A 24177-nucleotide genomic window follows, 5' to 3' on the forward strand; every position below is an offset into this window, starting at 1 on the left:
CCATTAAACAGAGACATGCGGCAGAAATCCAAAACGCTTTCATAGGAATTTGATTTAGTTTATTGGGGTTACAATGGATTAATTAACTCGTTCGTCTTTGTACGCTAATCGCAATAGACCGGGAAAAATCAAGAGCAGTAGGGGCAGGGCTGCGCAGAACCCACCGATCACGGCAATGGCTAGAGGTTGGTGGAGTTGAGCACCAGTACCAATGCCCAGTGCCAGCGGCATCAGGGCTATAATGGCACTGGTAGCTGTCATTAGTTTAGGCCGGATGCGCGCCGAAATAGCAAACTCAATCGACTTGGCAACTGGGGCCGTTTGATGGTGAATAGCGAACTGCTGGAAGGTGAATATGGCATTCTCGGCGATGATACCGACAATCATGATAATGCCCGTATAGCTCCCCACATTGAGCGGGGTTTTGGTAATAAACAGGGCTATAAAGGAGCCCGATACACCCAGGACCGAGATCAGCAGAATTAAACCTGCGGCTTTTAAATCCCTAAACAGGAACAGCAGCACGATGAACACCAGCAAGGAGGCTGAAACCAGAATAATCAATAACTCCCGGAAGGATTGCTGCTGTTGGGCGTAGGCCCCTCCGTAATCGATGTGTTGACCAGCGGCCAGCCGGATACCACTGCTTACTTTTTGCTGAATCTCATTGATTACACTCCCAAGATCGCGGTTCGACAGGCTAGCCGTTACGGCAACCATCGGCTGTAGATTCTCTCGTTGAATTTCGGCAGTTCCCGAATCGATCCGTACGGTAGCGAAATCAGAAAGGAGACGACTGCGGCCATCGGCGGTGAAAACAGGGTTTTGTTTGAGCAATTGTAAATCATTCCCCATGCCTAGGTATTTTAACCGCATCTTGACGAACTGATTGCCCTCCAGAATATTCCCTACTTCGTTGCCAATTAGGTAGGTTGTCAACTGATTTTGCAGATCCTGGGGCGTTATTCCATATTGGAGTAAAACGCTGGATTTTGGGCTAAAAACCACCGAAGGTCCTGCTATGGTGATGCCGTTAAAGACATCGGCCGTTCCGGGGACCTGAGCCACGATACTACCGATTTTGTCAGCCAGCGGGCGAAGTTCGGCTGGCTGATCCCCAAACACTTTTACTTCTACTGGATTGGGTTCACTCATCAAATCGCCGAGCATATCACCAATGACTTGCCCAAAGTCAACAGTCAGGCCCGGTTGGGAAGCTTCTATTTTGCTTCGCAGATCATCGATCACTTCATTAGTAGAGCGGCTACGATATTTTTTGAGCGAAATCAGGTAATCACCCCCATTGGGTTCAGTAATAAAAAAGCCCATCTGAGCCCCCGTTCGCCGGGAATAGGTGGCTACTTCCGGTATCGTCCTAATCATTTTGTCGACATCGGTAAGCATGACGTTCGTTTCTCCCAGCGATGTTCCGGGTTCGGAGTGATAGTCCAGTACGATTGAACCTTCGTCCATGTCGGGTAGAAACCCCGTTTCTAATTGGCTATAAATCAGATAAACAGCAAGCGCCATCGCACTGACTAATCCTAGGGCGATCCAGGGTCGATGAATGAAAACGGAGAGGATTTTGCCGATAGCGGGATGCGTAGCGGTATCGTTTCGCTTTTTGGTATTCGATCCTAACAGACCGTATAGCACGGGCAGTCCCAGCCAGGTGATCAAAAATGAGCAGGTGAGGGTAACAACCATGGTCACTGCCAGCACTTTAAAGAAAGCCCCCGCTACGCCACTCATCAGCGAAAAGGGAATAAAAATGACAATGGTACTCAGTGATGAACCAATCATGGCCGGAAACAGGTAACTAATAGCCTGCTGGATCGTTTGGGCATTCGACTTTCCTTCGTGTTCTTCCTCTACCCGGTGAATTTGCTCCACAATGACGACGGCATCGTCGATTATCAGCCCGATGGCGGCTGCGATACCGCCTAGCGTCATGATGTCGAGCGTATACCCCATGACGTAGAGGACGAGTATGGCAGCTGCCAGAATGATTGGAATGGTGATGAGAATGACGGCACTGGCTTTGAGTGACCGCAGAAACAAACTGGTAACGAGGATGGCGAGTGCCAATCCAATAAGAATGCTGTCGGTTACACTTTTAACCGCATCACTGACAAAGTCTGCCTGGACATAGGTGGGCGTCAACGTGACATCAGCCGGTAGCAGTTTCTTCAGTTCCTGAACTTTCTGATTAATACCCTGGCTGAGACTAATGAGGTTGGCTGATGGCTGTTTAACGACATTAATAAGTACTGTCTCTTTGCCGTTCGCTTCGATTTTGGTGTATTCCTGTTGCTCATGCAGTTCAACTGTTGCCACATCGGCCAGGCGGAGAACTCGTTGTCCATCGCTACGAATGATGATGTTTTCGACCTCCTGTCGGGAATGGACCGTAGCATCGGTGAGCGTCAGATACAGGCGGTGGTAACCCGATACCATCCCGTCGGCCTGGATAAAATTGGTTGCAGCCAGCGCCGTTGTGATTGCCGATGGAGTTACGTTCAGACTCGCTAGTTTGGTTGGCTGGAGTACGATCCAGTATTCCTTGGTGCGTCCGCCCATCACCTGAATATTCGATACCCCCGTTACCCGGCTCAAAAATGGCCGTATGGTATACATGGCCAGTTTGCGCAGTTCAATTAAATCCCGGCTATTCGAAGTGAGCGCGAAATCCATCACCGGTAGGATTGACGGGGACATCTTTTCTACCGACAGGTTCGTATTGGGTAATAAGGTATTCTGTATCTGATTGATTCGGGCATTAACGCGTTGTAAAGATACGTCCATATCCACCGACCAGTTGAGGTAAATTGACAGCTCAGAACTTCCCCTGCTGGTGGTACTACGGACCATCTCGACGCCTTCCACCTGATTAACCGCGTTCTCTAACGGTTGGGTGATGGCCACCATCATGAGCTCGACGGGCTGCTCCCCAGCATCGGCAATAACTTTAATTTTGGGGAACGTCTTTTCTGGAAATAAGGAAACCTGAATTTGTCGGTAGGCGAATAAGCCACCTACTAGCAGCAGGATTAGAAGCCCCAGTATGGGTTTGCGAAAGCGGAAAAAACCAGGCTGTTCAGCGGACATGCGTAGGGCGATTTATGGTGATCGATGCCGTATCTGCCAAGCCATATCCGCCTTTGCTAACAAAGCGATCCTGCGGGTTAAAACGAGGGCTCAAAATTTCGATTCGAGTGGCTCGCTGGAGACCAATTTTGACGGGTACTTTAACGGCGGTTGTGTCGTTAATCAGCTTCATGACCCAGAATTCCGTCTGGAGTTCATTAGCCAGAACGGCTTCGGTAGGTAACGACTGTGCCTGGTTATGTTGCTGTTCGGTAAACGTAATCGCCAGTTGAAGCCGGGCTGGCAGTACCATCGGATGGTCAGGTTTAATAACGAATCGCTCGGTTTGGGAGAGCGAATCGGTTAGGGCTAGTGTCCGGGAAATTCGCCCACCAATGCGCCGACCATTGGGTAATTGAATCCGGCATACGCTACCTACATGGACGGATGTGTCCTGCTCGACGGGTACTTCGAGCAGAAAGACAAACATATCGGGGGCCGAAAACGTCGCTAGTACCGTGCCGTCTTGGACGTACTCATTTTCCTCCGCCTGTACCAGCGTAACCAGACCTGCGTCTGGAGCATGGATGGTCAACTGACCGATGTTGGTCAACGTTGGATCATTCAGGTAATTTTTGCCGCCCAAAGCATAGGCTTCCTTGGTTTGCAGGCCAAATAAAGGCGAACCTTTGTGGAGCTGATCGCCAATTTTGACGTATACCTTGGTGACGTAACCGGCAATTGGCGATTTAATATCACCACTGGTGAGGTAGTACGTCATGCCCCTAAAGGTTTTTTCTACTCGGAAAGAATCTGGTTTTACCGTCGTTACGTCAACGGGTGTTTTGGGTTTAGGCGCATCGGCAGTTGCCTGGGTACTCGTATCATTCGTTGATGACGAGCCGCAACTGGTCAAGAGCAGCGTTAGAGAAAAGCCTAAGGCATACATCGGGTTCGTCATACGTTGAGGACTGGGTTAAAAATTGCGGTAGTTGAAGGTGTTGATAAACCGTTGCCGCTGAATGATTAATTGATTCAGCGTCAGTTTACTATTCAGATAGCGCTGTACGATGAGCAGGTAATCAATCGCTGATATGTCGCCCCGGTAGAGCCTGGCCTGACTGATCGTCAATAGATTTTCGACGTCGGTATTTTGCTGTTCGGTAATGGTGATCAGATTCTGATTGACGCGTAATTGCTCATTGACCGTTCGTAATTGCAGATTGAATCGGTTCAGATACTGGGCCCGATAATTGCGAATGATAATCTGTGATACGTCAAATTTCTGGTATTGGAGCTTGCGCTGATTCCCATTGTAGATAGGCATGGTAAAATTCAGACCAATGCTGTATCCAAATCGCCGGGTAATCAGATCCGCGCTAATGGCGTTTGTGCCAGCATTGGCTACCAGATCCAAAGAAGGCCGGTAAAAAATATCAACCATCCGGCGATTCCGCTCAACAATCACGCTATCATAGCGGTAGCGTAATAAATAAGGATTGTCGTCAAGTGTGAAACGTGCCTGTAGAGCGAGGTCGGGTTTTTCGAGCCGTACCAGACCTGTTTCCGGAATGTTGCAGAGGGTATTAAGGGCTAAAATATCCTGCAAAAACTGCACCTTGGCCCCTTCATAATTTACTTCGCTCTGTTGCCAGTCGACCCGAAACGCCAGGTAGTCCGATTGATTGAATAAAGCCTTCCGAAGGAGTTCTTTCAATACCTCATTCTGCCGGGACAAAATCTGGTACAAATCGCCAAAAATGACCATCTGCTGATAGTCCTGAAAAGCTGTTAGGTAGAGATCGACAATGGATTTTTGAAGATCGTTCTGATTGATGCGAACAGTATTGACTAGCGAATCGCGCAGGGCTGAGTTCAGGTTGTTTTGAATTCGTAGATTCCGACGATACAACAGGTTCCGATTCGCCTGAATCAGACCTGTGAAAGCTCCACCGTTGGTTGCACTGACATCATAGCCCCAGTTAGCACCAGCCGGTGCGTAGAGGTACTGACCGATGGCCTGCACATAGGGTTTATTAATGGCAATGTTCAGTAGACTGTCTAGCCGATTTAAGACAATGGTGTTAAGATTGTCCTTCAACAGTGGACTATTCATCATTCCCTGATCCAGATAATAGGCCAGGTTGCGGTGAACCAGTGTATCTTGCCCAAAGCCAGGAATCGCTTGGAGCAAGAACCAGATACCCAGCCAGGCTAATCGTTTATCTAATCGCATACGTCGTAGTTAAAAGGCCTCATTCCGTAATACCGGGTATTCGGCCAACTCAAGCATTTGTTTATTGTACTGTTTGGCTTGTTTAGTCTGGCCTTCCAGCCGAGCAACTCGAGCCAGCATCAGGTAGGCATATGCCCGAACCGATTCGTCCCGAACCGAACTTTGCACGACCTCTTTCGCCAGCGCCTGGGCCATTGACCGCTGACCCATTGCCAGAGCGTATCGGGATTTTAACAAGGTGGCCATCTGCTGAAAAACTAGCTGCTGGGTATTCATCAATTGGGCGATTTCATGAGGAAGTGCGGCTAATTGGTTGGCATTCAGTAGAGCCTCTGCATACTTGTAGCGCCAGTAGGGATTATTGGAGTAACGGATGACCAGATGAGCTAGGTAAGGAAGCGCATCAGCAGGTTTATTTTCGTAATCAGTCAGGAGATGCGTCAGATACAGAACAGCCTCTGTCCGCACAAAGAGGGCTTTTTGTGTAGCGATCTGGAGCTGAGTCATCCCTACTTGTTTATCACCCGCCGTCATGACCCAGGCTACTGTTTTGTAGAACGGATGAATTTCCGGATAAACCTCTCGGTAGAAATTGTAAAGACCCGTGGAGAGATAGAAATCGGGGTATTGTTGCTGGAAGGATTTGCCTTTCTGAATATACGGGTACGCATTCTTAGCGTGTCGAATCGCTGCGAACGGTTCATGTTCAAGATGGCTGATTTTGGCTAACATAGCCTCAGCAGTGAAGTACAAAAACATGGCTTCGGGTCGGTCAGTCACACTGTGGTCGGTCGCGTTGGTATTCTTTTTCTCCTTTTGCCAATCGTCAGCTTTTTTAGCCGCCAGTTCTAGCTGCTGTACGCAGCGGTTCTTCAGTTTCGCGTCGGTCCGGGCGGGAAACCATTGGTAGTATAAACTGACACCCCGCAGCAAATCGACCGCAGGATGATCCGGGACTAATTTCTCTAGTTGGGCGAACGTAGCTCCGGCGGCAGTGAACTGATTATCATAGACTTGATCCAGCCCTTCTGATAATAAAGTTCGGGCGGTAGGATTGCTATAAATCATGGGATATTGCGCAAAAGCCTCCTTGATTAGCAGCGCGAACAAACAGATGAGAATCAGACTCTTTGGGTTGATTGGGCTTGTCAACATAACTAAAAGGCTTCGGATATATTGACGTAAAAACCATGCGTCTGCTGACCCACTGCTGCATCGAATCGTAGATTCAGGTGTTCCTTCCGGCTGATCAGGAAGCGGAGTCCGGCACCACCGGCCACTTTCCAGTCGGTTGGCGAAAATTCACTCAGTACATTCGCTACGTCACCGGCTGACACAAACAGGGTTCCGCCCAGCCGTCCGATTAACCGTTGCCGTAACTCGGCCTGTAAGGCGATTGCATTGTTGTCGCGATAGCGACCATTGTAATAGCCTCGTAATAAAAATGACCCACCTAACGTAGCGGCCAATTTGAAGGGAACTTCACCACTATTCAGGTTGGCAAATCCTTGTACCGCTAGTACAGTACGGGGAGACGTGGATATGTACCGCCTGATGTCCAGGGTATAGTTGGTGAAGGAGAACTGACTGCCTAGCGCCTGACCATATAGCATACAGGATATATCTGCGTACCAACCCCGAACGGGTGAATAAATATTGTCCCGGGTATCCAGCACAGCGGCTACACCCACTCCATTCACGACGCTACCTAGTCCTCCAATTAGCGTATTCGTCGGAAAGGGTGTTTCCGACGATCGGCTGATATCGAACGTTTTAAAAAATTGCTGCTGCAATCCCACGAATAAACCAGGTTTGATTTGCCGAAGAAATCGGTTGTAGGCCCGCAAACTTTTATAGGATATCAGTTCTTTTTGGTTGTCAGTGGTCTCATTACCCAGGCCGTAATAAAATTCCGGAAACTGTGTGTAGAGAAACATACCCCGAATTAAATAATGCTCACGGTGGGTAAATACGGTGTAGGTTGGCTCTACCACAGTTTGCCGGTTGAGGGTGTGGATGATGGCAAAATCCACATTTGAGGTTCGGGCGGTACTATCGGTTCTGAATAGAAAAACGCCTAAAAGGCCATAGCCCAACTTGGTTTCAGGCGTGTAATACACGACAGGTAACGGAATAAACTGCGTGTGTTTGGTGGGAATAGAATCCGGCCTGGAATCCTGAGCCCTTCCCTGGATAGCGAAGAGAAGCAAGCCGAACAATAGTCGATTGGGCATGATCAACAGGGAAATGAGTTAATACGAAGCCATTTTTCGCCGACTCAATTTGCGTTTCAGCCAGGGATAAACACGGTAGGCTACTTCGGTGGAGAGCAGTCCAATACCGGCGCCAACCAGTACGTCCGATATCCAGTGTTTATCATTGACGACCCGTAAGATTCCTGTTGAGGTAGCCATGGCATAGCCACCGATGGGAATCCAGGGACTGACTCCCCTAAACTCCCGATCCAGTAAAGCGGCTCCGGTAAAGGCATTGGCCGTATGGCCCGATGGAAAAGAGAAATAATTGGACCCATCGGGCCGCAGTTCATTAGTCGTATGTTTTAGCCCTAACACCACGCCTGAACTGATCCCATAAGCGAGTAGCCCAATCAGTATTCGGTCAAGGGGTTGTGATCGACCTTTCACGCCCGCCAAACTCAACCCAGCCCAGGTTACGGCCGGTCCATATTGCAGGAAATCGTCGGCATGGGTGCGGAAATGGAGCTTATCCTGAATCTCGCTTCGGACATAAAAGCGGTCAAAATGGCTGTTTGGGTAATCAGGCGATAAAGCTAATCCCCCAATAATCAGTACGCTCGGAGCAACCCATCGAAACGAAGCGGGCCGATCTGGAATCGTATCCCAGGATGCCTGCTGGAAAACCGTATTTAGCGGTTGCCCAAATGATGCGAGTAGGGAAAAAAGAAAAAACCAACTGCTAAGTACCAGGCTGTAATAGGAAGAATAGGGTCGCCAAGTTTGTTTTGTCATTCCGTTATTCGTAAGGTGTATTCATTAGTCACTACGCGTCAAAAGCCGAAAGGGTGGGGTGTAAGCCTACTAGTAGGAAGGAATACCGTAAAGGAAAAAAGGAAACCTAAAGCAAATCTGAAGTGGGCAGCAGTGATCAGGCAGCTGGACGAGCAAAAGCAACTTCAAATTGTATTCAGATTTGTGGCTGTACTTTGGAAAAATAAGTCAAGCAGGGACCATGAAAATTTTGCTGATTGAAGACGAGCCGTCGCTACTGGTGGCCATGCGCCACTATCTGGAGGGCGAGCACTACAACGTATCCACGGCGAATAATTTCCATACTGCCTCCGTGAAAGCGCATGATTACGAGTATGATTGTGTGGTAGTGGACATTACCTTGCCCGATGGTAACGGCTTGGCAATCGTGAAAGAGTTGAAAGCGGCTCATTCGCAGGCGGGCATTATCATCGTATCGGCCAAAAACTCACTGGATGATAAACTCACCGGGTTAGAGTTAGGGGCCGATGATTATTTAACCAAACCGTTTCACCTACCCGAACTTAATGCCCGGATTCGTTCCGTCCTTCGTCGGCGTCAGCATGAAGGGGAAATGCAACTTGAATTTGGAGCTATTACGATTGTTCCGAACCGGAAACAGGTGCTGGTGACGAATCAGCCGGTGGAGTTGACCATTAAAGAGTATGAACTACTGTTATTTCTGGCAACCAATAAAAATAGACTCTTATCCAAATCGGTAATTGTTGAACATGTGTGGGGTGATTTTATGGATGGCATCGATTCCCACGATTTCCTCTACACCCACGTTCGCAATCTACGCCGAAAGTTATTGGATGCCGGAAGTCCGGATTACATTACCACCCGCTACGGGGCTGGCTATATTTTCACGGTAGGCGAATGAAACTGCTTCATAAAACAACCCTGTACCTGCTCCTGGCTGCCCTCCCAATTGCCCTAGGGGGCGTCTTTCTGCTGAAGGCCTATATCCACCGGGATATGCTGCATGAAATCGACGAGTTGCTGGCCAGCGAACTGGTCCAGGTGAAAGAGCAACTCCGTTTGCACCCACCCGATACCGCCGACCTACCAGGCTGGGACCCTACCATTCGCATTACCCGGATTAGCGTGAAAGTGCCCACAACCCTAACGTATACCGACACCGTTGCCTTTACCGCTCGGGAACATGAGCGGGAACTGGTTCGGATGCTTCGCACGACTTATGCCATTGGCGGTCAGACATATAGTATTTCGCTTCAGCAATCGTATCTGGAGTTTGATGAAATCGCCAGTACGGTATCGGTAGGTGTCATTGTTTGTTTCCTGATTGTGATAACCCTGCTGGTACTAGCCGACGTAGTAGTTACCCGGCGTATTTGGCAGCCTTTCTACGGGATCATTCATCAATTGCAACAATACCGGGTCGATGGACCCGATGAGGCATCGTTTCCGGTCAGTGATGTGCATGAGTTTACGTTACTCAGTCAGTCGCTTGATGAAATGAGTCGCCGGACTCGTCATCAGTACGCCCAGCAGAAGCAGTTTACCGACAATGCCTCGCACGAGATGCAAACGCCTTTAAGTGTACTCTCCTTCGAGCTAGACCTATTGCAACAGTCGCCGGGGTTAAATGAAGCTGACCTAAATCGGATTGGCCGGTCGCAGCAGGAAATTAAGCGGCTCTCGGCGATGAACCAATCTTTGTTGCTACTAGCCAAAATTGATAATCACCAGTTTGCCCACCATGACTTGGTGAATATTGGCGAATTGGTCAACCAACTAATAGATAATTATTCGGATTATACAGCACATCGAGGCATTACCCTCAACCGGATGATTAAAGTAGGCCCTACCCGAAACCTGAACCGACAATTAGCCGAGGTGCTTTTTTCGAATCTCATCAAAAACGCCATCCGTCATGGCGACGCACACAGTTCTATTTTCGTTCAAGTGGGAACCAATAGTTTTATTATCACAAATGAAGGAGATCCTTTGCCTTTTCCAGAGGAGCAACTTTTTCGCCGATTTGTCCGCAATCAGGCACTTCCGCAATCGACCGGTCTGGGGCTTGCTTTAGTCAAAGAAATTGCCGCGCAGTATGGCATGACCGTCAACTACAATTATGCCACCTCTATGCGACGGCACATGTTTCAGGTTGATTTTTGAGCAAAACTAGTACTGGCTACAACTTCAAATTTGCTTTAGAATCCAGCCGTACGTTTGCGCTGTAACCATAACTACTAAGCAGATGTACACCTTATTGATAAGTGGCCTGGTCATATTCACATCGGCACACGTTGCTTCGGTTGCCTTGACGAATTACGTTGTTGGTTCGAAACCCGCTATAACTGTAGCTAGGATTGATGTGCCAGCGGCTGTTAAAGCCACTGTAGCTCGGTTATATCCAGGTGTGAAGGACGTGAAATGGGAGAAAGAAGCGGGAAATTATGAAGCAGGACTGACCCACAATGGAAAGGAATTGTCACTGGTGATCGATGCCAATGGAAATGTACTAGAAACAGAAACGACGATCGCCATATCGGCGCTGCCTGCATCTGTTCAGGATTATGTAACGAAACATTATCCAGGCAAGAAAATTAAAGAAGCCGCTGTACTCATAGATGCCAACGGTAAGAAAACCTATGAAACCGAAGTCGGCGGAAAGGACTTGATCTTTGACGAAAAAGGTCAATTTATTAAGTAAACAGATTTAGTTACGGAAGTCGTGGTTCGTTAAACGACCTGCATTTAGCGAACCACGACTTTTATTCAACGAGTCATTCGGGCCATTCACCCACCTATACATGGCATCTGCCACGATCGTTTTCTATTCATCAACAGCTAGCGGCAATTTTGCCCTCGCTTCCAACCCGTTTTTTATTTACTAGCACATGATGTGGCTTAAAACTACCGTTTTTCTATTTTTTCTAACAACCGCCCTGACGTTCGCCCAGATTCCGGGCAGTACGTCAGGGTCATCGGTTTCCGCTCAATCAGGCCAATCGTCTATTCCTCCAGTTGGCGAAACGTCAGCAAAAGGCAACGCAAAAATTTCGGGCTACGTCGTTGATTCATCGCTGACTAAAGCGGTTGAGTATGCGAACATCGCCGTGTATATTACAGCTACCGATAAGCTGGTTGACGGCACTGTTGCTGATGATAAGGGTAAGTTCACGCTCACCAAATTAGCCCCTGGCACCTACAAACTATTAATTTCCTTTCTGGGCTACAACGCCAGATCAATTGACAACGTCGTGATTACAAAAGGTCAGACCAAAGATTTGGGAGTAGTTCGACTCAGTGCTAGCACACGCACCCTTAATGAAGTAACTGTGGCCGGAACGAAAGCACTGGTAGAAGATAAGGTAGACCGGCTAGTCTATAATGCCGATGTCGATTTGGCCGCGAAGGGTGGAGACGCAACGGATATTCTCAAAAAAGTGCCGATGCTTTCGGTTGATTTGACGGGTAACGTGTCCTTGCAGGGAAGTTCCAATGTGCGGGTGCTGATCAATAATAAGCCTTCGTCGATTCTGGCGGGAAATCTGGCGGATGCGCTGCGGCAGATTCCGGCGGATTTGATCAAAACAGTGGAAGTCATTACCTCGCCGTCAGCCAAGTACGATGCCGAAGGCAGTGGCGGTATTATCAACATCATCACCAAGAAAAATACGTTGCAGGGCTTGCATCTGGATGTAGATGGTGGGGTTGGTAACCGAACGTCTACGCTGGGTTTGAATGGCAGTTTTCGACATGGTAAACTGGGTGTTAGCCTAAATGGTAATGGCCGGGGAATATATAATCCATCGGCTTCGGATTTAGCCCAGACTACCTTTCTGGGTGAAACCATTGCGCCGGTTCGGACACGTCAACATTCGGACGGCTTCGATAAGGGTCTGTTTGGGCAGTATGCATTGGGCCTGGACTACGATATCGCCAAAAATCAATCGCTGACTGGTGGCGTCCGTTTTGGGGTTCGTAATCTGAGTCGTGATCAACATCTGGCGACCAGTCTATTGAATGGCGATATCGTAAAAGCGCCAACTCGACGGGATGTGAACAGCCAGGATTTGTCGAATTCGGTCGATATGAATATCGATTACCTGCATACGTATCCCGGAGCTGGCGACGGACCGCAGCGGGAATTGAGCATCTCCACGCAGTATAGCCAGAACCACCTGACCAATAATTTTGACGCCAATAACCTGGATACGCTAGGTATCCTGACTACCCGCCAGCGGAACCTGAATTTTAACACCAGTCAGGAATTTGTTCTGCAAGCGGATTACCAGACGCCCATTAGTCCAACCCAGCAACTCGAGTTTGGGGCCAAAGAAACCTACCGGAGGGTAAACAGCCAGTATCAATACTTACTGGCAGGTCCAACCTCAGATTACACCGTTGACAGTCAGCGTCCCGATGGTTCTTTATTGTATGATCAGAACATAGGAGCGGCTTATGTATCGTATACGTTTACAACGCGTGATAAGATCACGATTAAGGCAGGGACACGGTATGAATATACAAGTATACAGGCCTCTGCAGGGAACCAAGGACTAATTTCCATTCCGAACTATGGCAAATTGGTTCCCAGCATTAATCTTTCGAAAAAGCTTAGCGAGTCGACCACCCTTAAACTGGCTTACAACCGCCGGATTCAGCGTCCGAATGTTCAGGATTTGAACCCCAATTTCAACGCGGCCAATCCCTACAATATTTCCATCGGAAACCCGTACCTCAAACCGGAAATTACCGACCGAATTGAATTTGGGTATAGCACCTACGTCAAAAAAACGTACCTGAACCTAACGCTTTACACCCGACTCAACCGGGATGATATTCAGTCGATTAGTCAGCGATCGGATACGTTAATTGGCGCAGTGGTGAGTCGTCGGTCAAACATTGGTAAGGAATACAACTACGGCACCAACCTGTTTGCTACCGTAAACATTACCCCACGATGGAGTGTCAATACGAATATTGATATTATGTACCGCTATATTAGTGGGGTGGCACTCGATGTATCAGGCCTGTCCATTATGCTCAGTAATACAGGGATTCGGTGGGGTGGACGAATGGATACGCAGGTACAATTTGATAAGGGCTGGGCCATTCAGGCCAACATTGGCTACAGGGGTAAAGACATCGCGTTGCAAGGTTACCGGATTGGGTTTGCCCAATACTCATTGGGAGCCCGAAAATCGTTCACCAATAAGCGGGGCAGTTTGGGGTTAGCCGCCGAGAATTTTCTCACGAACGGCATGGGTTTCACGTCGGTACTGAACTCGGCCCAGTTTAATCAGGATTTTCGGCAGTATATCTATAATTCCAGCATCCGGCTGACCTTCAGCTACAAGATCGGTAATCTGAACGGAGCTAAAGTGAAGAAAGGTAAATCGGCGGGAGGGGACGAAGAAGGCTGATATACAAAAGCTATTTCTAAAAATTGATCTGAATTGTATGGCGATTGGTGTCGGTGCTATACTGAATTTGCCAGCCATACAAGTCCACGATCTTTTTGACAATCGCGAGTCCCAGGCCGGTGCTGTGCGGATTCGATGGGTCTTTCTGAAATCGCTCGAACACTCGATCCGATAATAAACGGGAGGATTTTCCGGAATTTTCAATCGTGAGCCTTCGTTCGATTAGCCCTATCGAAATTTGCCCCTGCACCTGATTATGGCGAATGGCGTTACTGAGTAGATTCGATAATAAAATGTCGATTAACGTAACATTAGCTTGAACAAAAAACGGGGAAAGATCGGTATAAATGTCCAGCCGTTTGCTGGTGATACTCTCCTGATATTGATTGATTAACCTGTTTAGTACGCCCGACAGGTCAATGGATTCGGTGGGGCTAAACTGCTTATTTTCAATTTTTGCTAGCAGTAATAAGTTTTTGATCAGTTTGGAAAGTCGTTCGAGTACTTCCATAGCCGACCCAATCAGTGTAGCCTGATTTTCCGACAGTTCCTCGCTTTGCAATAACATCTCGAGCTTTCCGTTCAGCACAGCAATCGGCGTTTGCATTTCATGGGCAGCATTCTCGGTAAATTCTTTCTGACTTTGGTAAACAACGCGACTTTTTTGCGCCAATTGGATGATCGCCCGGTTCAGATCGTCAAATTCCTGAATGCTTGTGGCCGGAAGTTCAATTGCCGAATGTTTGTCGACTTCAAAAACCTTGAGTTCGTCGACGGTTTGGTAGAAGGGATGCCAGATTCGTTGGGCGATACGTCGATTCAGGAGTAGCATTCCCAGTAACAGAAGTATCAATAATGCGACCTGAAGTTCAACAATACCGTAAATCAGGTCGCGTGATTCCAGTAGAGAGGTTCGGATAGAAACCTTATACGGCTTTTGTCGTACAACAATGTACGAGTCCAGTTCTCGAAAGGGCTCCATTTCATGGGTTAGACTGTCATACTGCGTACTTTGGAAAAGGCTATCTCGCCCAATCGGGCCTGTGGACAGTCTAACTTTAATATCACCATCCAAATCCTGCCACTGTCGAATATCGACGTCTTTGTTCAGTCGGTTTAGATAGTATTGTAATTTATGCTTCCGTAGTGCCAACGACTCATCAACTTCTTTGATAAACAGGCGCTGAAGGCTAATATAAAAAAGGGGGATGCTGATGAGAATGATCAAGCCTAGATAAACGCCATACGTTCGGGTCGTCAGATTAAGCAGCTTCATCCAGTGAGAATTTATAACCAACACCATATACCGTTCGGATGTAATCCCGGGCACCAGCATCGGCTAATTTCTTCTTTAAATTCTTCATGTGAGCGTAAATAACATCGTAATTATCAAACAAATCAGCTTCGTCGCCGGACAGATGCTCAGCAATGGAATTTTTGGAAACGATTCGGTTCCGGTTGGACGTCAGGAACATAAATAAATCATATTCCTTTCGGCTCAGATAAAGCTCATTCTGATTGACGGTTATCGTCTTAGCCGTCAAATTAACTGTGATCTCATTGAGTTTAACCAGATTAGAACCATCGAATTTACGCCGTCGAATAATGGAGTTTACCCGTGAGCTAAGTTCCGAAAAATGAAATGGTTTAGTCAGGTAATCATCGGCTCCCATATCCAATCCAGCAATCCGATCATCCAGCGAGTTTTTGGCAGAAATGATAATAACCCCTTCCGTCTTATTAGCCTTTTTTAATTCCTGTAATAATTGTAGACCACTCCCATCGGGCAGGGTTATATCGAGCAAAATGCAGTCATAGTCATACAGGTGAATTTTTTCAGAAGCCGTTTCGTACGTAGGGGCCAGTTCGCACAGAAATTGACTTTCACCACTCAGGTATTCCGCCATGTGCGTAGCCAACTCGATTTCATCTTCTACTATTAGAATTTTCATGCGCTTTTTAGGAGCAAAACTGACGGTAGATTCTGAATAAATTTAGAATGGCTAGTTAAGTAGCTGTTTTTTAAACGTGTTCGGGCTGATACCTACTTCTTTCTTAAACAAGCGGGAGAAATAGGATAGATTGTCAAAGCCTAATCCATAGGCAATTTCAGAAACAGATTGATCTTCCCCTTTTAGCCGATTTTTAGCCTCCGATATTAAATACAGGTGAATATGTTCCAGAGCGGTTTTTCCGCTTTCCTGTTTTAATAAGTCCGTTAAATAGCCAGCCGACAGATGGAGTCGTTCGGCTAGATAGTGAACAGAAGGTAGCCCTTTGATATCTAAAAAGCCGTTAGCTACGTAGGCATCTATCTCTGTATAAAATTTAGTGACGGTTTTGCCTGAAATTTCAGCGCGATTCATAAACTGACGTTTATAGAACCGTTGAGCGTATTTCAACAATGTATCAATGTTGGCAAGAATGATTTCGCGGCTGTATTCGTCTTGGTTACTCGTGTATTCGGCCTCAATTTTACGATAGAGTTCCCAGATTATTTTTTCTTCTCTGGGGGAGAGATGCAGGGCTTCATTGGTTTCGTAATCGAAGAAGTGGTATTGTTTTATAAGAGTATGTAAGGCATGCCCCGCCAAAAAATCTTCATGAATAAAGATCATAAACCCATCTTCTTCGAATTCAAGGTTTTTCATTTCGATAATCTGCCGGGGTTTAACAAATAGCATAGATCCCGATTGATGATCGTACTCGCTACGTCCGTATAAAATCACACCAGCGACAAGCTTTTTAATGCCGATCATATAAAAATCGCTGGTAAATTCCCGGTCACCCAGCGAGCAGGTTTTGGTGCATTGATAGATACTGAACAAGGGATTCTCAGGAGGAGGAAACCCATTACCCCGGTGTAAATCAGCTAGATTCTTATAATGTTTCATACCTCGATAAATACATCCGCATCCACACAAGTTCATTGAGTGGATGCGGATAACAGAGATTTTTTTAACTGGTTTATAAATGACCGTGAGCCGCTACCGAAACGTCTTTCCAGGCGTCAAACTCGGCAAGCCGTTCTGCGTAAACTTGTTTAACACCGGGATAGGCTATTTTCCCCAACAGGAAATGCAAGGGCGGGTTTTTGCTGTCAATCAGTTGCAAAACGGCCGTCGTTGTGGCTTCTGGTTTGCCCCATGTATCGGGGGCTGCTCCTTCGGCAAATGCTTTTTTAATAGGATCATACACTTCCTTCGGTTCCGTCTGAAAAGCGGATGCGCCCGACCAATCCGTTGTAAAACCATTCGGTTCAATCAGACTTACATGGATACCAAAGCTTTTAACCTCAGAAGCCAGCGTTTCGCTTAACCCATTAACGGCATATTTGGATGCATTATAAATCCCTAAAACCGGCAAAGTGACCAATCCCAGGAAGCTTGATACCTGAATGATATGTCCACTTTGTTGCTCTCGCATGATTGGAATGATCGCCTGTGTCACCCAAAGAAGCCCAAAAAAGTTGGTTTCCATCTGAGCGCGAGCCTGTTGCTCGGTTGTTTCTTCAATGGCACCAAATAAGCCATACCCCGCATTGTTAATCAATACGTCAATACGACCGAAAAGCTCGTTTGCTTTATTGACGGCGTCAAAGCATGCCGCCCGATCGTTTACATCGAGTTGAATCGGAAGAACCGCGTCGCCATATTGCTCTACCAGATCGGTTAAGTCGTCAAGTTTTCGGGCGGTTGCCGCCACTTTATCACCTCGTTCTAAGAGGGCTTTTGCCCAGATTTTACCAAACCCCCGAGAGGCTCCGGTAATCATAATTATTTTTGCCATGATACTAATTTGTTATGCATTAATCTGTGACAAAGGTATTGGTGGCCCTTGAGGAGGATTGACACAAAACCCGGAATCATTGACACATTTCTAGACTGCGTTTGCAGTCGTTTTTTGAAGCGTGAGTGAGTAAGCGCACATGCAGAAAAAATTCAGAATTGACCGGGAGTTTTGACCCATAATCATTGAATGACGGCTTTGGTCAACCACAGCAGTCACTCCAAATGGGATATGGCAACCTCCAGCAAGACCTATTTATATATAGTCCTCCTTTCCACAGCTATTGTCTCCTCCTGTGGGACAGCTGATACCGGTACGACAAAGACTCCGCCCAAGACGTACACGGTCATGAAACTGGCTCCCCGAAAAGCGGAAACAAATGCGGACTATCCAGCCTCCATTCTGGGAATTCAGAATGTCGAGATACGGCCCAAGATTGACGGGTACGTCGAAAAAATTTACGTCGACGAAGGGGCAACTGTTAAAAAGGGGCAACTTCTGTTTCATATCAATGCCCCACAGTACGAACAGGACTTACGAACTGCCGAAGCAAATATCAAAATTGCGTTGGCCAATGTGAATGCGGCCCAGATGCAGGTGGATAAGGTTCGGCCACTGGTTGAGCAGGATATCGTCAGTAACTATCAGCTGAAAGGCGCTCAGTACACCCTGGAATCCCAACAGGCCGCTTTGGCTCAGGCGAAAGCGGCTGCCAATAATGCCCGCATAAACCTGAGTTATACCACCATCTATAGTCCCGTCGATGGCGTGATTGGCATCTTGCCGTATAAGATTGGGAGTCTCATCAGTAGCACTACCCTCAATCCATTGACAACGGTATCGAACATTGATCAGATTTACGCCTATTTCTCGGTTAATGAGCGGCAGGGATTAGACTTTTTCGCCACGGCCAAAGGAGCTACCATGCAACAAAAGTTGACTACGTTACCGCCTGTAATCCTTGTCCTGGCTAACGGTGAACAGCTCTCGGCAAAAGGAAAGGTAGAAACTGCAAGTGGACTAATCAATTCGAAAACTGGGGCTATTAATATGCGGGCAACCTTCCCGAATCCCGGCGGATTGGTTCGTAGTGGAAGTAGTGCCATCGTAAGAATCCCAACAACGCTCGATACGGCTATTCTAATCCCTCAAAAATCGACCTATCAGATTCAGGGCAAGTTGTTTGTCTACGTACTGGGTCCCTCGAACAAGGTAAAATCCCAGGAAGTGAAGGTCAGCGCCAGCACCGGGCAGTTTTACGTCGTTAGTCAGGGCGTTAAGGCTGGGCAGCAGATTGTGGTTGATGGTGTTGCCTCTCTTCGAGAAGATTTACAGATAACTCCAAAGCTGGTGAATGCGGATTCAATCTACAGCAATCCGTAACTCCTTTGTCCACAAGACGATTATGTTACAGAAATTCATCGAACGACCCGTGCTTTCCACGGTTGTTTCCATCCTCATCGTGACCCTGGGTCTGGTTGGATTGTTCACCCTACCCATTTCGCAGTACCCCGACATTGCTCCGCCAACGGTTCAGGTAACGGCAACCTACAGCGGTGCCAATGCCGACGTAGTGCTAAAAACCGTCATTATTCCGCTGGAACAGCAAATCAACGGCGTAGAAAACATGGATTACCTGACGTCCACGGCGGGAAATGATGGCACCGCCAATATCACGATCAGTTTCAAAATCGGAAGTGATCCCAATCTGGCGGCTGTCAATGTGCAAAATGCGGTATCCAGAGCAACATCGCTTTTGCCTCAGGAAGTGACAAAAGCGGGTGTAACTGTACAGAAGAAACAAACCAGCAGCCTGCTTACTTATTCGCTGTACAGTGAAAGCTCGGCTTACGATCAAACCTTTCTGCAAAACTACGCGGATATCAATATTCTGCCGGTGATCAAACGGATTCAGGGAGTAGGGGATGCCTCGCTACCGAGCCAGATGGATTACTCCATGCGGATCTGGCTGAACACCCAGAAAATGGCATCCTATGGTCTGGTTCCGGCTGATATAACAGCGGCTTTGTCCGAACAGAATATTCAGGCTGCACCCGGTCAGTTTGGGGAGCGGGGAGGGCAGGCGTTTCAATACGTTATCAAATATCCCGGTACGTTGGTCGATACCACTCAGTTTGGAAATATCGTGGTCCGGTCGAATCTCCGCAGCCGGATTTTGCGGTTACGGGATGTGGCCCGTATTGAACTGGGTGCGCTGAATTACTTCAATACGACCCGCATGAATGGTCACCCCACCATTTCGATTGACGTGTCGCAGATTGCGGGATCAAATGCTCACCAGGTGATTCAACAGACGGTGGCCGCCATGAATGCGGCTGCACTTAATTTCCCGCCGGGGATTAAACTGGTAACGCTACAGAACACCGATGACTTCCTGAATGCATCGATTGACAAAGTCCTGCATACCCTGCTCGAAGCATTTGTGCTGGTCTTCGTAGTTGTCTTTCTGTTTCTGCAGGACTTTCGTTCGACGTTGATTCCGGCCATATCAGTTCCTGTCGCCATTGTCGGTACGTTTTTCTTTTTGAATCTATTCGGCTTCACCATTAACCTTCTTACCCTATTTGCCATTCTGCTGGCGATTGGGATTGTGGTGGATGATGCGATTGTGGTAGTGGAAGCCGTACACGCCAAACTGGATGCTGGCTATCAGTCCGCGAAACAGGCGAGTATCGATGCGCTTGAAGAAATCTCAGGGGCTATTATTTCCATTACGCTGGTTATGTCAGCCGTTTTTATCCCAGTTAGCTTTATTGGCGGGTCGTCGGGTATTTTCTACAAGCAGTTTGGGTTAACGCTGGCCATTGCGATTGTGCTTTCGGCCATCAATGCCCTGACCTTGAGTCCGGTTTTATGCGCTCTGTTTTTAAAAGGACATGATCAGGAGCAAAAGAAGCTGAATTTCCTGCAAAAGTTTTATCTGGCCTTTAATTCGGGTTTTGACCGGATGAGTAATCGGTACGTTCAGGCCATTCAGTTTTTCAGTCGAAAAAAATGGATTCCAATTGGGATTCTGCTAGTCTTTTCTGGTTTGCTGTATTTCATTGTTAGAGCGACGCCAACCGGATTTGTGCCGAATGAAGACCTGGGAGTTGTCATTTGTAACATCAGTTTGCCGCCCGGTGCTTCGCTGAATCGCACTGATAAAATAACCCGGAAAATCGAAGCACTGGGAAGGTCGGTTCCGGAGGTGAAAAATATTCTGGGCGTCAATGGTCGGTCGCAGTTGGCGGGAAGTGGGAGCAACTATGGGATGGTGATTATGCGATTGATTCCCTGGACGCAGCGGAGCCGGGATATTCAGGCAATTGTCAAAGAGCTGACAGCTAAAGCTGCGGGTATCACGGAGGCCGACATTAAATTCTTTACTCCGCCAACGATTCAGGGATTTGGGGCTTCCAACGGATTTGCCTTTCAATTGCAGGATAAAACGGGGGGCAGTATCGCTCAGTTTTTTAAAATCAGCCAGGATTTCTTATCCGCTCTGTCAGAACGGCCTGAAATACAGTTTGCCACGACGTCCTTCAATCCGAATTTTCCGCAGTACATGATGAATGTAAATGTGCCGAAAATTAAGGAAGCGGGACTCGCTGTTACCGACATTACGGGTGCCATGCAAGGCTATTTTGGGGGTATTTATGCGTCAAATATTACTCAGTTCGGTCAGCAATACCGGGTAATGGTGCAGGCTTCACCCGAATACCGAATGACGCCCGAAAGCCTGAATTCGGTGTTTGTGCGCAATAGCACCGGGCTGATGGTCCCTATTACTGAATTCGTAACGCTCACTCAGGACTACGGCCCGCAGTCAATTACCCGGTTTAATCTGTTTACGTCCATTGCCATTAACGGGACACCCAACACAGGCTATAGTTCTGGTCAGGCCATTACGGCTATTCAACAGGTGGCAGCCCAGCAACTTCCGCAGGGATTTGGGTACGAATATTCGGGAATCACCCGGCAGGAACTATCCGGTAACAGCCAAACGATCTACATTTTCCTGCTCTGCCTGGTGTTTGTGTATCTGATTTTAAGTGCTCAATATGAGAGCTACATTCTGCCGCTGTCTATTCTGCTAACCATTCCCATCGGGATAGCCGGGGCATTCCTGTTTGCCTATCTGTTTGGGATCAGCAATAATATTTACCTACAGATCACGCTGATCATGCTGATCGGTCTGCTCTCGAAAAATGCGATCCTGATCGTAGAATTTGCCCTTGAACGGAGACAGGCTGGAATGGCAATTGTTGAAGCCGCCATCAATGGAGCCAAGGCCCGACTGCGACCTATTTTGATGACTTCCTTCGCCTTCATTCTGGGCCTGATTCCACTTATGATAGCTACCGGAGCTGGTGCGAATGGGAACCGGGCTATCGGGACTGGCGCCGTTGGTGGTATGTTGATCGGAACCGTGTTTGGACTGTTCGTGACCCCGGTCTTATTCATCCTGTTTCAAACGCTACAGGAAAAGGTAAAAAAGGTCGAGCCTAAAAAAACAGCAAAGGAAGGGGAGCAACTAAACAAGAAGCAAACGACGATTCAAGTTAGCTCACCTGTATAGCCGATATCAATACGTATGAAAACCACACTTAAGATTATTCTATTCGTTGGCGCATTGATTCTGTTCAATGCTTGTCAGGTATTGAAACCGTACCAAAAACCGTTGCCTAGATCAACGCAATTGTTTAGAGGAGTGACGGAAACCGACACTAATTCCATTGCCAAACTACACTGGAATCAGGTGTTTACCGACCCAATTTTACAGCAATTGATTGCCGAAGGGATTGGTCATAATCTTGATCTACAGAAAGCCTATTCCGTTACCCGGCAAGCGCGGGCTTATTTTGAGCAGAGCAAACAGACCTTCTATCCGTCGGTTAATGCAGATATGGGCACAACGTATTATGGTTCGTCCAATCCCGCCGATTATGCCACCACGACACATAGTCATGCTTATCACACCGGTTTCACTGCCAGTTGGGAAGCCGATATTTGGGGTAAGTTCCGGAGCGCTAAAAAGGCGCAGTTGGCTTCTTTATTACAATCATCAGCCAATGCCCGAGCCGTCCAAACGCTCCTGATTTCCGATATTGCCAATAACTATTATAGCTTGATGGCTTTGGATCGACAACTGGCTTTAACCGAGGAAAGCGTCAAAAACTGGCAGTCTACAGTAGATATCATGAAAGCCCTAAAAAAGGCAGATGTGGTTACGGGCGCTGCGGTTGTTCAAAGCGAGGCTAGTAAATACGGTGTACAGACGACGATTCCGACGTTGAAACAAACGATCTGGCAAACCGAAAACCTCCTCAATGGGTTACTCGGTAGACCACCCGGCCCTATTGCTCGGTCTGGCCTCAATGCCCAGCAGCCGATTACGACTCTAACGACCGGCATACCTGCTCAAATGCTGGCCAATAGACCCGATGTGCTAGCTGCCGAGTATGCGTTCAGTAATGCGTATGAACTGACGAATGTAGCCAGAACCTATTTCTACCCGTCGCTTACGTTGACTGGTTCTGGTAGCTACTCTAGTTATGCTTCGTTTTTTGGGATAGGCTCCTTCATTGGTAGTTTAACGGCCGGAATCACCCAACCCGTTTTTAATCAGCGCATCAATAAAACCAGGCTTCAAGTTGCTCAAGAGACTCAGCATCAGGCACTGTTAACGTTTCAAACTACGGTATTAAACGCAGGTCAGGACGTATCGAATGCCTTGATGGCCTACCAAACGGCTACGGAACGAGCCCAGACGCGAGTCAGCCAACTGGATAACCTGGAGAAGTCCGTTAATTATACGCAGCAACTGGTTCGGTATGGATCGGCGAATTACACCGAAGTTCTAACGGCCCAGCAGAGTTTATTGACCGCTCAGTTAAACGGTGTCAATGATCAACTTCAGCAATTGCAGTCCATCGTATACCTATACCGTTCGCTGGGTGGAGGCTGGCAATAGACCGCCATTACTAAACAAAATACCCCAATCAGATCTGATTGGGGTATTTTGTTTAGTACTAGTGTCGCTAATCCTTTTAATCGTTCTTTTCTCCCTTCTCGTCTTTCTCTTCTACATCTTTTTCCTTCTTTAGGATTTTCCCGTCGGGAGAAATCTCCAACACATAGCCCGTTTCCCCCTTTTCAACTTTCAGCTCAAAATACATGGGTTTATTCGGCTTTTCAACCTTTTCACACTCTCCCGTCTTATAGCCCGCGAAATCCTTGGCGATTGCTTTTGCTACGGGAGCAGGCAACTCCGCCTTTTTGATTTCCGTTTCCGTAACGACCCAGCTTCCCGACGCATCGAAATTGGCAGCTTGGGTCAAAGTACCGTTTTTGAATTCAGCCTCAAATTCAGTCTTGCTTTCTTTCGACCACTTGACGGACTTCGCATTGGGAAACATCTTTGTGAACGAACTCTTCACAGCAGCGGGAACTGCCGATTCCTTTAGGGTCTGAGCATGCGATACTCCGGACAGGAGAATAGCCACGCCGACTAACATGATCTTTTGCATATTGTTGTTTTTTTGATCAAATCAACGGGGAGATTCTAAAGAAATACTAAAGTTTTCCAACTAATTGGAAAAGTAGTAATAGCCTATTCGCTTCGCTTAAAACACGGTAGATAGCTTTAGTT

The 24177-nt window shown here is 47.5% G+C and carries 18 protein-coding genes; 7 read left to right on the forward strand and 11 right to left on the reverse strand.

Annotated features, from left to right (window positions below):
- Nucleotides 1–78: 78 nt before the first annotated feature.
- Genes ACYVFD_RS29125 through ACYVFD_RS29150 form a run of 6 tightly spaced genes read right to left on the reverse strand, consistent with a single transcriptional unit; the run spans nucleotide 79 to nucleotide 8313 of the window.
- Entirely contained in the window at nucleotides 79–3108 is a 3030-nt protein-coding gene (locus ACYVFD_RS29125) for an efflux RND transporter permease subunit (RefSeq protein ID WP_461094042.1), read from the reverse strand.
- Nucleotides 3098–4048, reverse strand: coding sequence for an efflux RND transporter periplasmic adaptor subunit (locus tag ACYVFD_RS29130; RefSeq protein ID WP_461094043.1), 951 nt, complete (start codon nucleotides 4046–4048; stop codon nucleotides 3098–3100). Before ACYVFD_RS29130 ends, ACYVFD_RS29125 begins: the two co-directional genes overlap by 11 nt.
- A gap of 15 nt (nucleotides 4049–4063) precedes the next feature.
- On the reverse strand, nucleotides 4064–5323 hold the full coding sequence (locus ACYVFD_RS29135; RefSeq protein ID WP_461094044.1) for a TolC family protein: 1260 nt from the start codon (nucleotides 5321–5323) through the stop codon (nucleotides 4064–4066).
- A 9-nt stretch (nucleotides 5324–5332) separates the two neighbouring features.
- Entirely contained in the window at nucleotides 5333–6478 is a 1146-nt protein-coding gene (locus ACYVFD_RS29140) for a hypothetical protein (RefSeq protein WP_461094045.1), read from the reverse strand.
- A 2-nt stretch (nucleotides 6479–6480) separates the two neighbouring features.
- A complete protein-coding gene (locus tag ACYVFD_RS29145) occupies nucleotides 6481–7557 on the reverse strand; it encodes a BamA/TamA family outer membrane protein (protein WP_461094046.1) in 1077 nt (358 codons plus the stop codon).
- Nucleotides 7558–7575: 18 nt separating this feature from the next.
- The gene (locus ACYVFD_RS29150) at nucleotides 7576–8313 is read right to left on the reverse strand and encodes a phosphatase PAP2 family protein (protein ID WP_461094047.1); all 738 of its coding nucleotides are present in this window, start codon (nucleotides 8311–8313) and stop codon (nucleotides 7576–7578) included.
- A 220-nt stretch (nucleotides 8314–8533) separates the two neighbouring features.
- Between ACYVFD_RS29150 and ACYVFD_RS29155 the strand changes: the two genes are divergently transcribed.
- The 4 genes from ACYVFD_RS29155 to ACYVFD_RS29170 all read left to right on the forward strand — a co-directional run bounded on the left by ACYVFD_RS29155 (nucleotide 8534) and on the right by ACYVFD_RS29170 (nucleotide 13733).
- The gene (locus tag ACYVFD_RS29155) at nucleotides 8534–9214 is read left to right on the forward strand and encodes a response regulator transcription factor (RefSeq protein ID WP_461094048.1); all 681 of its coding nucleotides are present in this window, start codon (nucleotides 8534–8536) and stop codon (nucleotides 9212–9214) included.
- Nucleotides 9211–10476: a sensor histidine kinase gene (locus tag ACYVFD_RS29160; protein ID WP_461094049.1), complete on the forward strand. Its 1266-nt coding sequence runs from the start codon at nucleotides 9211–9213 to the stop codon at nucleotides 10474–10476. Before ACYVFD_RS29155 ends, ACYVFD_RS29160 begins: the two co-directional genes overlap by 4 nt.
- Before the next feature lie 82 nt (nucleotides 10477–10558).
- Nucleotides 10559–11014, forward strand: a complete 456-nt coding sequence (locus tag ACYVFD_RS29165; protein WP_461094050.1) for a PepSY-like domain-containing protein — start codon at nucleotides 10559–10561, stop codon at nucleotides 11012–11014.
- 190 nt (nucleotides 11015–11204) lie between these two features.
- Entirely contained in the window at nucleotides 11205–13733 is a 2529-nt protein-coding gene (locus ACYVFD_RS29170; RefSeq protein WP_461094113.1) for a TonB-dependent receptor, read from the forward strand.
- A gap of 16 nt (nucleotides 13734–13749) precedes the next feature.
- On the opposite strand, the gene ACYVFD_RS29175 is transcribed toward ACYVFD_RS29170, so the two are convergent.
- The 4 genes from ACYVFD_RS29175 to ACYVFD_RS29190 form a co-directional block, all read right to left on the reverse strand.
- Entirely contained in the window at nucleotides 13750–15009 is a 1260-nt protein-coding gene (locus ACYVFD_RS29175; RefSeq protein WP_461094051.1) for a sensor histidine kinase, read from the reverse strand.
- Nucleotides 14996–15685: a response regulator transcription factor gene (locus ACYVFD_RS29180; RefSeq protein ID WP_461094052.1), complete on the reverse strand. Its 690-nt coding sequence runs from the start codon at nucleotides 15683–15685 to the stop codon at nucleotides 14996–14998. Before ACYVFD_RS29180 ends, ACYVFD_RS29175 begins: the two co-directional genes overlap by 14 nt.
- Nucleotides 15686–15736: 51 nt before the next feature.
- Nucleotides 15737–16492, reverse strand: a complete 756-nt coding sequence (locus ACYVFD_RS29185; protein WP_461094053.1) for a helix-turn-helix domain-containing protein — start codon at nucleotides 16490–16492, stop codon at nucleotides 15737–15739.
- A 208-nt stretch (nucleotides 16493–16700) separates the two neighbouring features.
- Nucleotides 16701–17522: an SDR family NAD(P)-dependent oxidoreductase gene (locus tag ACYVFD_RS29190; RefSeq protein ID WP_461094054.1), complete on the reverse strand. Its 822-nt coding sequence runs from the start codon at nucleotides 17520–17522 to the stop codon at nucleotides 16701–16703.
- Nucleotides 17523–17753: 231 nt separating this feature from the next.
- On the opposite strand from ACYVFD_RS29190, the gene ACYVFD_RS29195 reads away from it, so the two are divergent.
- Genes ACYVFD_RS29195 through ACYVFD_RS29205 form a run of 3 tightly spaced genes read left to right on the forward strand, consistent with a single transcriptional unit; the run spans nucleotide 17754 to nucleotide 23499 of the window.
- Nucleotides 17754–18905, forward strand: a complete 1152-nt coding sequence (locus tag ACYVFD_RS29195) for an efflux RND transporter periplasmic adaptor subunit (RefSeq protein WP_461094055.1) — start codon at nucleotides 17754–17756, stop codon at nucleotides 18903–18905.
- Nucleotides 18906–18927: 22 nt separating this feature from the next.
- Nucleotides 18928–22104 (forward strand): efflux RND transporter permease subunit, encoded by a 3177-nt coding sequence (locus tag ACYVFD_RS29200; RefSeq protein WP_461094056.1) that lies wholly within the window; start codon nucleotides 18928–18930, stop codon nucleotides 22102–22104.
- A 15-nt stretch (nucleotides 22105–22119) separates the two neighbouring features.
- Nucleotides 22120–23499: an efflux transporter outer membrane subunit gene (locus ACYVFD_RS29205; protein ID WP_461094057.1), complete on the forward strand. Its 1380-nt coding sequence runs from the start codon at nucleotides 22120–22122 to the stop codon at nucleotides 23497–23499.
- A gap of 76 nt (nucleotides 23500–23575) precedes the next feature.
- Here the strand turns inward: ACYVFD_RS29205 and ACYVFD_RS29210 are convergent, their stop codons facing one another.
- On the reverse strand, nucleotides 23576–24055 hold the full coding sequence (locus ACYVFD_RS29210) for a PepSY-like domain-containing protein (RefSeq protein ID WP_461094058.1): 480 nt from the start codon (nucleotides 24053–24055) through the stop codon (nucleotides 23576–23578).
- Between the last annotated feature and the right edge of the window lie 122 nt (nucleotides 24056–24177).

The organism is Spirosoma gilvum (genome assembly GCF_054776815.1).